This window comes from Streptomyces sp. NPDC002577 (genome assembly GCF_053594815.1).
The window spans coordinates 321,933-335,075 of the sequence record NZ_JBSFWK010000004.1 but is presented as its reverse complement, the minus strand read 5'-3'; the positions used below and the strand labels follow the sequence as shown (position 1 = coordinate 335,075).

The window sequence follows — 13,143 nt, the reverse complement described above, 5'->3', positions numbered from 1 at the left end:
TCCCCTTGTGGTCGCATTTTGACGCCTGACCAGTGCATATGCCGGGCCCGGGGGAAGCCGAACCCTCTCCCGCCGCGGCGCCGTGTGAGGTACCGTCACCGCGCTGTGCGGAGCATTACAAGGAGCACCATTGCGCGAGTTCACCACCCCTCCGTTGGCGCTGCCGCCGGCGGTGGGCGGCCTGGCCGACGCCGTGTTCGACCATGCCGTCGAGGACCCGCTGCGCATCGCCCTGGGCCGCAAGGGAGATGACGGGCAGTGGCGCGACGTGACCTCCGCCGAGTTCCGCGACGAGGTCCTCGCGCTCGCCAAGGGACTGCTGGCACAGGGCGTGCGGTTCGGGGACCGCGTCGCGATCATGTCCCGTACGCGCTACGAGTGGACGCTCTTCGACTTCGCACTGTGGACGATCGGTGCCCAGGTCGTGCCCGTCTATCCCACGTCCTCCGCCGAGCAGGTCTTCTGGATGATGCACGACGCCCAGGTGACCGCCGCCATGGTCGAGCACGAGGACCACGCCATGACGATCGGCTCGGTCATAGACCGGCTGCCGCAGCTGCGGCGCCTGTGGCAGCTCGACGAGGACGCGGTGCAGGAGCTGTACGAGGCGGGCGCGCACATCGACGACGACGTGGTGCACCGGCACCGGGCGGCGGTCACCCCGGAGTCCACCGCGACGATCATCTACACCTCGGGCACCACCGGCCGCCCCAAGGGCTGTGTGATCACCCACGGCAACTTCATGTTCGAGGCGGACACGGTGATCGAGCGCTTCGAGCCGGTGTTCCACTCCAAGCGCGGTGATGAGGCGGTCACTCTGCTGTTCCTGCCGCTCGCGCATGTCTTCGGCCGCATGGTGGAGGTCGCGGCGATCCGCGGGCGGGTCAAGCTCGGGCATCAGCCGCAGCTCAACGCGGCCGCTCTGCTGCCCGATCTGGCCGCGTTCAGGCCCACGTTCATCCTGGCCGTGCCGTACATCTTCGAGAAGGTCTTCAACGCGGCCCGGCGCAAGGCCGAGAAGGACGGCAGAGCGGGGGCGTTCGACAAGGCGGTCGACGTCGCCGTGCGGTACGCGGACGCCGTGGAGGCCAAGGCCTTCGGCACCGGCTCGGGCCCGTCCGCGGCCCTGCGCATGCAGCACCAGCTCTTCGACAAGCTCGTCTACTCCAAGGTGCGCGACGCGATGGGCGGCCGGGTGCGGCACGCGATGTCCGGCGGCTCGGGGATGGACCGGCGCCTCGGACTGTTCTTCGCGGGCGCAGGCGTGCTCATCTACGAGGGGTACGGGCTGACGGAGTCCACGGCGGCCGCGACCGCCAACCCGCCCGAGCGCACCCGCTACGGCACGGTCGGACTGCCCATTCCGGGAACGACCGTGCACATCGCGGACGACGGCGAGGTATGGCTGTACGGCGGCCAGATCTTCCAGGCCTATCTGAACGACCCGAAGGCCACCGACGCGACCCTGCACGACGGGTGGCTGGCCACCGGCGACCTGGGCGCGCTCGACGAGGACGGCTACCTCACGATCACCGGCCGCAAGAAGGAGATCCTGGTGACCTCCGGCGGCAAGAGCGTGTCGCCGGCCGTCCTGGAGGAGCGCGTCCGCGACCATCCGCTGATCGCGCAGTGCATCCTCGTCGGCAACGACCGCCCGTACATCGCAGCCCTCGTCACCCTGGACGGGGAAGCCGTGGAGCACTGGCTGCAGATGCGCGGCAAGCCGGCCCTGAAACCGGCCGAGCTGGTGCGCGACCCCGATCTGGAGACCGAGGTGCGCCGGGCGGTGGTGGCCGCCAACACGCTCGTTTCGCAGGCGGAGTCGATCCGCACCTTCCGGATACTGGCCCACCAGTTCACCGAGGAGCACGGTCTGCTCACCCCCTCGCTGAAGCTGAAGCGGAAGGCGATCGAGCAGACGTACCAGACCGAGGTCGAGGCCCTGTACCAGGCGTGAACCGGGGCTTCGGCGCCGCGCTCTTCCCCCGACAACTCCTGTGAGGGGCCGGACCGTCACTTCTGGCGGTTCATCAATTACCGATGCGTCAGTTATTGACGGCTCGTCAGGTCGCACACAGAATTTCGGTCACTCTGACGAGGAGGGACCCGACGTGTTGCGACCCACCCACACCCTCGCCGCAGTGGCCGTGCCGAGCCCAAGGGGCGGACGGAGTCCTTCGGGTGCGGGGCGCTGGTGCAGCTCAGAGACGGCAGGTACGTGGCGCTCCAGGGTGCAGTCGGACCGGCTAGCGGAGGCGTACCTGGGCATCGCGGCGCCCGGGCAGGAGCCCCAGACGCAGGCCGGACCGACGTCCAGTCCGCAGGTGTCGCCGACGCGAGGGGTCGGGAACTGCTGCCGGTGTGCTGAGCAGCATTGAGTCTTGGTGAGTAAGAGTGAGCACCGGCCGGGCCGGGCTGGTCGTCTGGCCATGGTCTGGACACTCGCTTCCGCGGTGCATGTCCTGGGACCCCGGAGGCGAACAGAGTTTCTTTGATCGAATACGTGACCTTTTCTCGCGGTGGTCGTTGAACGCTGTGACGGGATCGCTGGGCCGGGGGGTGGACGGAGTGCGGGAGCTGTCTGCGCCCTTCGTGGTGCCGGGGCCTGCCGGGGTGGCCGTCCGGGACCGGCTGCGCGTGACAGACCTGGACGTGGCCGTGCTGCGTGAGGTCGGCGCCTTCCTCGGCTCACTGGCCGCCGGTGATCTCGCCGACCGCTGCCGCCAGGGTCCGGAGCACGACGCCGCAGTCTGGGCGGTGCGCAAGCGGGAACTGACGGGCCGGTCGTCATCGCGCTGGGCGGGCAGTATCACCAAGGCCACCCATGACCAGTGGGCGCTGGCCCGGCGCGCACAGGCTGCGCATATCGCCTGGCTGCGCGGGCAGATCACGCAGATCGAGGCCCGGCTGGCCAGGCCGCTCGGCGCCAAGGCCGACAAGCGCAAGGGGCAACCGAAAGGCTATGCCTCGCGGCGCGAGTGGCACGCCAAGTCCCGCCGCCTGCACACCCTCCAAGACCGGCTGGCCAGTATGGAGGCGGACGGGGCTGCGGGCCGCGTTCGCGCGGTGCGCGGCGGGAAGGGTCTGGCCCGCACCCGCCACCACCTGGCTCAGGCCGGGCTGAGCAAGCAGGCGTGGCGGGAGCGGTGGGAGGCCGCCCGGATGTTCCTGGCCGCGGACGGGGAGTCGGGCAAACGCTTCGGTAACGAGACCATCCGCATCACCGACACCGGACAGATCTCCATCAAACTCCCCCTTGCGCTGGCCCATTTGGCCAACGCACCGTACGGCCGGTACGTGCTGGATGCGGTTGTCGCGTTCAGGCATCGGGCGAGGAGTGGCTCGAGAGGATCTCAGCCAACCGTGCGGTGGCGTACCGCATCCACCACGACGTGCTGCGCGGCCGCTGGTACGTGACGGCGTCCTGGCAGCGCGCCGCCGTACCCGTCCTGCCGCTTCAGGCCGCTCTGGCGCGGGGCACGGTCGGGGTCGACATGAACGACGACCACCTGGCCGCCTGGCACCTCGACCAACACGGTAACCCTGTCGGCGAGCCGCAGCGCTTCTTCTACGACCTGTCGGGCAGCGCCGCCCACCGGGACGCACAGATCCGGCACGCGCTCACCCGGCTGCTGAACTACGCCCGCCGCTGCGGCGTGGCCGCGATCGCCATCGAAGACCTCGCCTTCGCCGACAGCAAGACCCGGGAGAAGCACGGCCGCAACAAGCGGTTCCGCCGCTTGATCTCCCGTTTCCCGACCGCGAAGCTCAAGGCGCGGCTGGTGTCGATGGCCGCCGAGCAGGACGTGGCGATCGTCGCAGTCGACCCTGCCTACACCAGCCGATGGGGTGCCCAGCACTGGCAGAAACCACTGGCCACCCCACGACGACACACAACCCGGCACGATGCCGCGAGCATCGCGATCGGGCGACGCGCCCTCGGGCACCCGATCCGGCGACGGACGGCACCGCCCCCACCGCACCAGAGCGATGCGGTGGGGCATCGGACTGTTCAGGTCCGACCGGACACCCCAGGGCGTAAGGAACCCTGCCCGCCTGCCACGGACCGCGCACTGAGAGTGCCGTCGCCGAGCAGGACGCGAAAGCGGGGAACCAGCCGGGCATCCAACACCGTTCGGGACGCCCGCAGTGACCAGGCGTGGGTCCAAGACCCACTCCTGCTCACTTACCGGCACGGCATGCGCCGCACGTTCCAGCGGCAGCAGCTGTTCGGTCAGCTGACCGTCGCCGACAATCTGCTGGTCGCGCAGGAGTGGCGCGGCGGCGGGGGCGGACCGGCCGCCGATCTGGTGGGGGCGCCGACCCGGCGTAAGCACGAGGCGGCACGGAGGCGACGTGCGGCCGCGGTGCTGCGCTCCTGCGGGCTCGACGAACTGACCGGGTCGTACGCGGGCGGCCTGCCCGTCGGCCAGGCACGGATGGTGGAGCTGGCTCGCGCCGTCGCCGATCCGCCCCGGGTGCTGCTCCTCGACGAGCCCGCGTCGGGCATGGCGGCGGACGAGCGGCGTCACCTGGCCTCGGTGATCCGCCGACTCGCCGGCGACGAAGGCTGCGCGGTCCTCCTCGTCGAGCACAATGTCGCCTTTGTGATGGAGCTGTGCACCCGGGTCGTCGTCCTCGACCTGGGCTCCGTACTGGCGGAGGGCAGCGCCGCGGACGTCAGGGCGGACCCGGCCGTACGCGACGCGTATCTCGGTGCTTCGGCACAGTGACCTGCCACCGGTGAGCACTGCCGATCCGTCCGGCCCGTCGATACCCGGTCGGTGGTCCGAACCGGAGCGATAGGATCGGAAGGGCCCTGAACCAGGAATGCACCGCCGTCCGTGATCGTTGACGATGGACGTACCACCCGACGACAAAGGATCGAGAGCTCGTGAGCAGCAAGGTCCCCCCGATCATCCTCAACAACGGCATCGAGATGCCGCAGCTGGGCTTCGGTGTCTGGCAGGTGCCGGACGACGAGGCCGAGCGGGCCGTCGCCACGGCGCTTCAGACCGGGTACCGCAGCATCGACACCGCCGCGATCTACGGCAATGAGGAGGGCACCGGCAAGGCGATCGCCGGCTCCGGCATCGCGCGCAAGGACCTCTTCGTCACCACCAAACTCTGGAACAGCGACCAGGGATACGACTCGACGCTGCGCGCCTTCGACGTCTCCCTCGAGAAGCTCGGGCTCGACTATGTCGACCTGTATCTGATCCACTGGCCGCTGCCCGCCCGGGACCAGTACATCGACACGTACAAGGCCTTCGAGAAGCTCCTGGCCGACGGCCGCGTCAAGTCGATCGGCACGTCCAACTTCCTGCCGGAGCACCTGGAGCGGCTGATCGACGCGACGTCCGTGATCCCGGCCGTCAACCAGATCGAGCTGCACCCGCACCTGCAGCAGCTGGCGGCGCGCGAGTACCACGCGGAGCAGGGCATCGCCACGGAGGCCTGGTCGCCGCTGGGCCAGGGCAAGGGCCTCCTCGAGGTCCCGGCGATCATCGCGATCGCCCAGAAGCACGGCCGTACGCCCGCGCAGATCGTGCTGCGCTGGCACATCCAGCTCGGCAACGTGGTGATCCCCAAGTCCGTGACGCCGTCGCGGATCAAGGAGAACATCGAGGTCTACGACTTCGAGCTGGACGTGGAGGACCTCGCCGCGATCAGCGCCCTGAACGAGGAGCGCCGGCTGGGCCCGGACCCGGCGACGTTCGACTACTCCTGATTCTCCTCGGTGAGCGAACAGCGGCGTGGCCGCCCGGGAAGCCGGGCGGCCACGCCGTTGTGACGTCCGTCGGCCCGGCGGATCAGCGCAGATAGGGCCAGGTCACCGTCAGGGTCGGGTAGGAGTAGATGTAGACCGTGCCGTTGGGCTGAAGGTGGGCTCCCGGGGCCAGGTTGTCCCCGATCCACGTGTACCGCGCCCCCCGATAGGGGAAGGCACGGGCCCGCAGCGGTCGTGGTCCCCAGCCCCCGACGCCCGAGCCGAGCCTCACCGACCGCACGCACCAGTCGTCCGCGCCCTCCTTGCGGAGCTCGACGGCGGAGGTCAGGTCCCAGCCGTCGGGCAGGGCAGGAAGGTCGAACACCTCGCGGCTGCCCCGCTCGAAGTCGCCGCCCAGCACCTGCCAGTCCGTGGTCAGGCCGTTGTAGCTGTGGAGCCGGACGGACACTTCGTCGTCGGTGCCGGCGCCGCCGACATTGCAGGTGCTGATGCTGAGATCGCCGAACAGGTCGGACTTCGCCGTGGCCGCCGAGGCCGACGGGACGGCCGGAGCGCCCAGGGCTGCCAGCGTCGCGATCACCGTCGCAGCCGTACGGATCTTCATGGGACTCGACTCCTCACGCCGGAAACGGATCGGATGCGAGGCCGAGCATCAAGGCCCACCATGCGGTGGGTGTGACAGCGCGCCCCGGGGATCCGCTGCTCGGTCCCGTGAATTCAGCCGGACGGTGGTCCGGGCTCCGGCGCCGCTGGTCCTGTCGGGTTCCTGTTGCGTTGTTGCAGTTCGGGGCCCTGGCTGAGTACGCCTCCGGGGTGGACGGAGCAAGCCTCCGGGGCCCGGAGGCGGGAGGTGGCCGCCGGGCCCCGGAGGTGGTTCGAGGTGGTTCCGTGGTCCGCCGGTGCCGGCCGTGCGAGCCGGCACCGGCGGACCTGGCGTCACAGCGCCGGGTACGCGTTCTTCATGAGCTCCTGGAACTGGGCGGAGAACCAGTGTCCGGATAGCGGCGCGTCAGGCAGCGCACCGGACAGGTTGTTGCCGTTGCGGGCGTTGCCGGTGTACGTCGGGTCGCACATGCGGTCGAAGCCCTTGCCCTCGTCGTTGTCGATGGCCGAGCTCGAACCGTCGGACTCCCCCGGCGGCTTCATCCACACGTAGGCGTCGATACCGGACGCGGGCGAGGCCTGCGGGCGTTCGCCGAGGCCCGCACCGGACTGGTTGCACCAGTTGCCGACGTGGATGCGGCGGTCGTAGCGGCCGCCGTCCACGTAGGTGTCGACGCTGGTCGTGGCGCCCGCTGCGGTGGGCCGGTTCGCACCGCCCCAGCCGTTGCGGGAGGTGTCGATCAGCATGCCGATGTTGGAGTTGAAGCCGACGGAGACGAGCTCCTCGCGGAAGGCCTGTGCGAAGGACTGCTCGTCCACGTACCGGTTCCAGTCGACCCACTTGGACTCGCGGACCGACTTGCCGCCCACCGTGTCGTTGATGGAGAAGTTCTCCTCCTTCAGCGCGCTGTAGTTGGCGGTGTTGGTGATGAAGCCGGCGACGTCGTCGACCGAAGCGCCCTCGGAGGTCGCGGCCTGCAGGATGGTCTCGGCCGAGGAGGCGAAGTTGTCGTCCCAGCCGATCCAGCCGTGGTGTCCGGCGTCCACGTAGTTGTAGACGTTGGGGATGGCACCGAGCTGGGCGAGCGCGTAGCCGACGCCCTTGATGTAGTTGCCGTTGGACTTCATCGTGTCGCACGCGGGCGTGGCGGTGGCACGGCTGCCGGTGTTGGTGACGAGGTTCGGCAGCGAGTCGATCTCGATCGTGGTGACGATGCGCAGATCGGCGTACTTGGAGTCGGAGAGGATGTCCGCGATCGGGTCGATGAAGTCCGACTTGTACCGGTCGATGTCGTCCGGGCCGAGCTCGCCGTTGGAGGCCAGGGCCGCACAGTCACGTCCGGGCAGGTCGTAGACGACGAGCTGGACGACCATGTTGTCGGAGCCCTTCTGCTCCAGCGCCGCGTCCAGGTGGTCGCGCAGGCTCATGCCGCCGTTGACGCCGTCGATGGCGGCCATCCGGTCGAGCCAGACACCGGTGGGCTGGTCGGAGATCCGGTCGCCGCCCGGCTCGGCGGCGGCCTTCGCGGACCACTCGGGGTTCACGTACACCTTGGCGCCGTCGTACGGGTTGTCCACGCGGTCACCCGGGTCCGTGGGCGGGTCGGTCGGGTCGGTGGGCGGGTCCGTGGGATCCGTGGTGCCGCCGTCGTCGACGTTGCAGGTGACGCCGTCGAGCGTGAACGTGGTCGGCAGGGCGTTGGTGCCGCTGTAGGAGGCGTTGAAGCCGAAGCTGACCGTACCGCCGGTCGCCAGCGAGCCGTTGTAACTCTCGTTCTTGGCCGTGACGGCGGAACCGCTCTGGCTGAGCTGGGCGTTCCAGCCGTTGGTGATCTTCTGGTTGCCGGCGAACGTCCACCCCAGGGACCACGACGTCTTGGCGGAGCCGAGGTTGGTGACCGTGACGGCGGTGGTGAAGCCGGTGTCCCACTGGTTCTGCACCGTGTAGTCGACGGTGCAGGGGGTGGCGGCCGCGGCGGGGTCCGCCAGCGTCAGGGCGCTGCCCGTGGCCCCTGCGACCAGGGCGAGTGCGGCCAGCAATGACGTCCTTGTGGATGTTCTTGTGCGACTCATGTGCGGGTTTCCTTTATCCGTCGAGGGAGCGCAGGTGATCGCGCAGCCCGATGCCGTACGACGTCGGAGTGCCGTCGTAGTTGCTGATGAGGGACGGGCCGGAGGAGCAGTCCCAGGTGTTCCAGGTCCAGCCCAGGTAGGACAGATCACGGTCGTCGAACCACTGCATGACGCTGTCGATGAACGAGTGCGAGCAGGTGTTCTCGCCGATCTCGCCCGCGACGAGCGGGACCTCGGCGGCGACCGGAGCCAGTGTTGAGCTCCAGCAGCTTTCGTTGGAGCAGGTGTTGAAGTTGTAGACGTGCCAGGCGGCGGCGAGATTGCCCGCCGGGTCGTCCGGCTTGTACGTCAGCCACTGGCTGAGATCGTTGGAGTAGGCGAGACCGCCCGCCAGGATCAGGTTGGTGGCGCCCGCGTCCCGCACGGCGTCGACCAGATCCTGCATTCCCGCGACCTCGTAGCCGATGCCGGAGCAGGTGCCGCCGTCACGCCAGCAGGTCCAGGCCTGCTCGGTGGTGGACGTGGCACGGTCCGGGTACGGCTCGTTGAAAAGGTCGAAGACGACGGCCTTGTCGTCCTTGAAGGTGTTCGCCACCGACGCCCAGAATGACGGCGAGTACTGCATGTCGGGCATCGGCTTCTGGCAGCTGGCGTGCACGTCGGAGCAGCCGGCCGAGTTACCGGTGTACTGGCCGTACGACCAGTGCAGTTCCACCACCGGCGTCATACCGTGCGCCTCGACGCGTGCCACCAGCTCCTTCACGGCGTTGATGTAGTTGGCGCCCGCGTACTCGGCTTGGATGTTGTCCAGGCCGAGCCAGCACTCCTCGTTGAGCGGTATGCGGACTGTGTTCACGTTCCAGTCGGCGACCGCCTGGATGGAGGCGTCGTCGACCGGGCCGTCCCAGATACCGCGGCCCTGGACGCACATGAACTCCCCGCCGGAGCGGTTGACTCCGAGCAGGCGGCGGGTCGCGCCGTTCGCATCGACGAGCTTGTTGCCGGAGACCTTGAGGGCGGGTGGCCCGTCCTCCGGGTCCGGCGTATCGGTCGGCGGATCCGTCGGCTCCGTGGGTTCCGGATCTGGCTCGGACTCCACGTTGCAGGTGGTGCCGTTCAGTTTGAACGTGGTGGGTGCGGTGTAGCCACCCGACGACGAGCCGATGAAGCCGGCGCTGGTGCTCGCACCCGTGCCGAGCGAACCGTTGTAGCTCTCGTTCGTCGCCGTGACGGTCGTGCCCGACTGGGACCACTTGGCGTTCCAGCCCTGCGTGACCTTCTGGCCGTCGGCGAAGTCGAAGGCGAGCTCCCAACTGCTCACCGACGGACCGTTGTTGGTGATGGTGACAGCCGCCTGGAAGCCGCTGTCCCACTGCCCCACGGTCTCGTAATCGACCGTACAGACAGGTTCGGCTCCCGACGCCGTCACCACCGGTGCCACCGCGGTGCCCACCAAGGCCAGGCCGGCCGAGACGAGCCACGCGGTTAGGCGCGGGGGGTGTCGCATGAGCGACTCCTTACAGATCGGGCGCGTTCATGACAAACACGCCGACTGATGGAACCGCTCCCACTGGCGGTTAAGAAGCTAGCGCCAAGTGGCGGTAAAAACCAGGGGAGTTAGTTTCTTCATCCATCGAAACGGTTCGACTCTTCAAGAACCTTGACCCCTCAGTCCCCTCTCATCAATATGGGAGCGCTCCCACTGGTTCAAAGCTTGTTGCTCCACCCCCCCCCTTTTTCCGAGCCGCTAGGAGAAACCAGCACATGCACCAGAAAAGGAGACGCCGCGCCGCGCGGCGATTGTGGACCGCCGTGGTGGCGGCTCTCGCAATCCCCGCGACGACGCTGGCAACCGGGCAGGGCACCGCACAGGCGGCGGCCGTGCAGTGCAGCGTCGACTACAAGACGAACGACTGGGGCTCCGGCTTCACCGCCGAGCTGACGGTCACCAACCGCGGGTCCGAGGCGATCGACGGCTGGACCCTGACGTACGACTACACGGGTGACCAGAAGCTGAGCAACGGCTGGAGCGGGATCTGGTCGCAGTCCGGCAAGACGATCACCGTCAAGAACGAGAGCTACAACGGGACGATCGCCGCCGGGGCCGCCATCTCCACCGGTGGCCAGTTCACCTACAGCGGCACCAACGCCGCGCCGACCAGCTTCGCGATCAACGGGACCACGTGTGCCGGCGCGCACCAGCCGCCGATCACCGTGCTGACCAGCCCGGAGGCGGGCGCGGTCTACAGCCAGGGCGACACCGTGCCGATGGCCGCGACCGCCGCGGGCGCCGACGGCGCCACCATCTCGAAGATCGAGTTCTACGACGACACCACGCTGCTCGGCACTGACACGTCCGCGCCGTACACGTTCGACGCGGACGGCCTGGACGCGGGCAGCCACTCCCTTTACGCCAAGGCGTACGACAGCCTCGGCGCCACCGGGGAGTCCACGCCGGTGGGCATCACGGTCGCCGAGGGACCGGCCGTCGTCGTCTCACCCACCCAACTGGGCGTCCAGCAGGGCAAGACCGGGACCTTCGACGTGAAGCTGTCGACCCAGCCGTCCTCGAACGTGACGGTGGCGGTGGAGCGCACGTCGGGCAACTCGGGCCTGTCGGTCAGCGACGGTGCGAGCCTCACCTTCACACCGTCGAACTGGAGCACGGCGCAGAAGGTGACGATCAGCGCCGACTCGTCCGGCACGGGCGCGGCGACGTTCACGGCGTCGGCTTCCGGCCACACCAAGGCCGAGGTCACCGTGACCCAGCTGGCCGCGAGCAGCGACTACGACGTCCGCTTCCTCGACCTCTACGGGAAGATCACCGACCCGTCGAGCGGCTACTTCTCGCCGGAGGGCATCCCCTACCACTCGGTCGAGACCCTGATCGTCGAGGCGCCGGACTACGGCCACGAGACGACCTCTGAGGCGTACAGCTACCTGATCTGGCTGCAGGCGATGTACGGCAAGGTCACCGGCGACTGGACCAAGTTCAACGGCGCGTGGGACATCATGGAGAAGTACATGATCCCCACGCACGCCGACCAGTCGACGAACTCCTTCTACAACGCCTCCAAGCCGGCCACCTATGCGCCCGAGGGGGACACCCCGTCGGAGTACCCGGCGAAGCTCGACTCCTCGGTCACGGCGGGTTCCGACCCGATCGCGGCAGAGCTGAAGAGCGCGTACGGCACGGACGACATCTACGGCATGCACTGGATCCAGGACGTGGACAACGTCTACGGATACGGCAACTCGCCCGGTAAGTGCGAGGCCGGTCCGTCCGACACGGGACCGTCCTACATCAACACCTTCCAGCGCGGCCCGCAGGAGTCCGTGTGGGAGACCGTCACTCACCCGACCTGCGACAACTTCACCTACGGCGGCACGAACGGTTACCTGGACCTGTTCACGGGTGACTCCTCGTACGCCAAGCAGTGGAAGTTCACCGACGCCCCCGACGCCGACGCGCGTGCCGTGCAGGCCGCGTACTGGGCCGACCTGTGGGCCAAGGAGCAGGGCAAGAGCAGCGACGTGTCGGCGACCGTCGGCAAGGCCGCCAAGATGGGCGACTACCTGCGCTACGCCATGTACGACAAGTACTTCAAGAAGATCGGCGACTGCGTAGGCCCGTCCACCTGTGCCGCGGGCACCGGAAAGAACAGCTCGCACTACCTGATGTCCTGGTACTACGCCTGGGGTGGCGCCACCGACAGCTCGGCCGGCTGGGCCTGGCGCATCGGCTCGAGCCACGCGCACGGCGGCTACCAGAACCCGATGGCGGCCTACGCGCTGAGCTCGACCACCGACCTGAAGCCGAAGTCGGCGACCGGCCAGGCCGACTGGGCGACCAGCCTCGACCGGCAGCTGGAGTTCTACCAGTGGCTGCAGTCCGACGAGGGTGCCATCGCGGGTGGCGCGACCAACAGCTGGCAGGGCCGTTACGCGACCCCGCCGTCCGGTACGCCCACCTTCTACGGCATGTACTACGACGAGAAGCCCGTCTACCACGACCCGCCGTCCAACCAGTGGTTCGGCTTCCAGGCGTGGTCGATGGAGCGGGTCGCCGAGTACTACCAGCAGACGGGTGACGCGGACGCCAAGAAGGTCCTCGACAAGTGGGTCGACTGGGCGCTGTCGGAGACGACCGTGAACCCGGACGGTACCTACCAGATCCCCTCCACGCTGCAGTGGTCGGGTGCCCCGGAGACCTGGAACGCGTCGAGCCCCGCTGAGAACAGCAACCTTCACGTCACCGTCGCGGACTACACCAACGACGTCGGTGTGGCGGCCGCGTACGCCAAGACCCTGTCGTACTACGCCGCCAAGTCCGGTGACACGGAGGCGAAGACGACGGCGAAGGCGCTGCTCGACGGCATGTGGGACAACTACCAGGACGACCTCGGCATCGCCGTCCCGGAGACCCGCGCCGACTACAACCGCTTCGACGACTCCGTGTACGTCCCGAGCGGCTGGACCGGCACCATGCCGAACGGCGACACGATCAACTCGTCGTCGACCTTCCTCTCGATCCGCTCCTTCTACAAGGACGACCCGGCCTGGTCGAAGATCGAGAGCTACCTGGCGGGCGGTGCCGCGCCCACCTTCACGTATCACCGGTTCTGGGCCCAGGCGGACATCGCACTCGCCATGGGCTCGTATGCGGAGCTCTTCGAATAGTCCCCCGCTGCTCCGTGTACACCCGCCGGGCGGGCCCCAGCTTCCCGGGGTCCGCC

Annotated in this window: 7 protein-coding genes and 1 pseudogene; 5 read left to right on the top strand and 3 right to left on the bottom strand. The window is 68.5% G+C overall.

Annotated elements, in window-relative coordinates:
* Positions 1-130: 130 nt before the first annotated feature.
* The 4 genes and pseudogenes from ACWD4J_RS09050 (at position 131) to ACWD4J_RS09035 (ending at position 5,731) form a co-directional block, all read left to right on the top strand.
* Positions 131-1,957: an AMP-dependent synthetase/ligase gene (locus ACWD4J_RS09050; RefSeq protein WP_451394638.1), complete on the top strand. Its 1,827-nt coding sequence runs from the start codon at positions 131-133 to the stop codon at positions 1,955-1,957.
* A gap of 602 nt (positions 1,958-2,559) precedes the next feature.
* A pseudogene (locus ACWD4J_RS09045) lies at positions 2,560-4,187 on the top strand (IS200/IS605 family accessory protein TnpB-related protein); the annotation flags it as partial.
* A gap of 12 nt (positions 4,188-4,199) precedes the next feature.
* On the top strand, positions 4,200-4,733 hold the full coding sequence (locus tag ACWD4J_RS09040; RefSeq protein ID WP_451394727.1) for an ABC transporter ATP-binding protein C-terminal domain-containing protein: 534 nt from the start codon (positions 4,200-4,202) through the stop codon (positions 4,731-4,733).
* A 161-nt stretch (positions 4,734-4,894) separates the two neighbouring features.
* Entirely contained in the window at positions 4,895-5,731 is an 837-nt protein-coding gene (locus ACWD4J_RS09035) for an aldo/keto reductase (protein WP_451394637.1), read from the top strand.
* A gap of 82 nt (positions 5,732-5,813) precedes the next feature.
* Here the strand turns inward: ACWD4J_RS09035 and ACWD4J_RS09030 are convergent, their stop codons facing one another.
* The 3 genes from ACWD4J_RS09030 to ACWD4J_RS09020 all read right to left on the bottom strand — a co-directional run bounded on the left by ACWD4J_RS09030 (position 5,814) and on the right by ACWD4J_RS09020 (position 9,914).
* Entirely contained in the window at positions 5,814-6,335 is a 522-nt protein-coding gene (locus ACWD4J_RS09030) for a PLAT/LH2 domain-containing protein (RefSeq protein ID WP_451394636.1), read from the bottom strand.
* Between the two features lie 332 nt (positions 6,336-6,667).
* The gene (locus ACWD4J_RS09025; RefSeq protein ID WP_451394635.1) at positions 6,668-8,407 is read right to left on the bottom strand and encodes a glycoside hydrolase family 6 protein; all 1,740 of its coding nucleotides are present in this window, start codon (positions 8,405-8,407) and stop codon (positions 6,668-6,670) included.
* Between the two features lie 13 nt (positions 8,408-8,420).
* The gene (locus tag ACWD4J_RS09020) at positions 8,421-9,914 is read right to left on the bottom strand and encodes a cellulase family glycosylhydrolase (RefSeq protein ID WP_451394634.1); all 1,494 of its coding nucleotides are present in this window, start codon (positions 9,912-9,914) and stop codon (positions 8,421-8,423) included.
* A gap of 257 nt (positions 9,915-10,171) precedes the next feature.
* Between ACWD4J_RS09020 and ACWD4J_RS09015 the strand changes: the two genes are divergently transcribed.
* Positions 10,172-13,087, top strand: a complete 2,916-nt coding sequence (locus ACWD4J_RS09015; protein WP_451394633.1) for a glycoside hydrolase family 48 protein — start codon at positions 10,172-10,174, stop codon at positions 13,085-13,087.
* Positions 13,088-13,143 lie beyond the last annotated feature (56 nt).

Bases quoted from the DNA above. Each gene is read 5' to 3' on its own strand.
- ACWD4J_RS09040 (WP_451394727.1), top strand. From the start codon at position 4,200: ATGCGCCGCACGTTCCAGCGGCAGCAGCTGTTCGGTCAGCTGACCGTC.
- ACWD4J_RS09030 (WP_451394636.1), bottom strand. From the start codon at position 6,335: ATGAAGATCCGTACGGCTGCGACGGTGATCGCGACGCTGGCAGCCCTG.
- ACWD4J_RS09025 (WP_451394635.1), bottom strand. From the start codon at position 8,407: ATGAGTCGCACAAGAACATCCACAAGGACGTCATTGCTGGCCGCACTC.
- ACWD4J_RS09020 (WP_451394634.1), bottom strand. From the start codon at position 9,914: ATGCGACACCCCCCGCGCCTAACCGCGTGGCTCGTCTCGGCCGGCCTG.
- ACWD4J_RS09015 (WP_451394633.1), top strand. From the start codon at position 10,172: ATGCACCAGAAAAGGAGACGCCGCGCCGCGCGGCGATTGTGGACCGCC.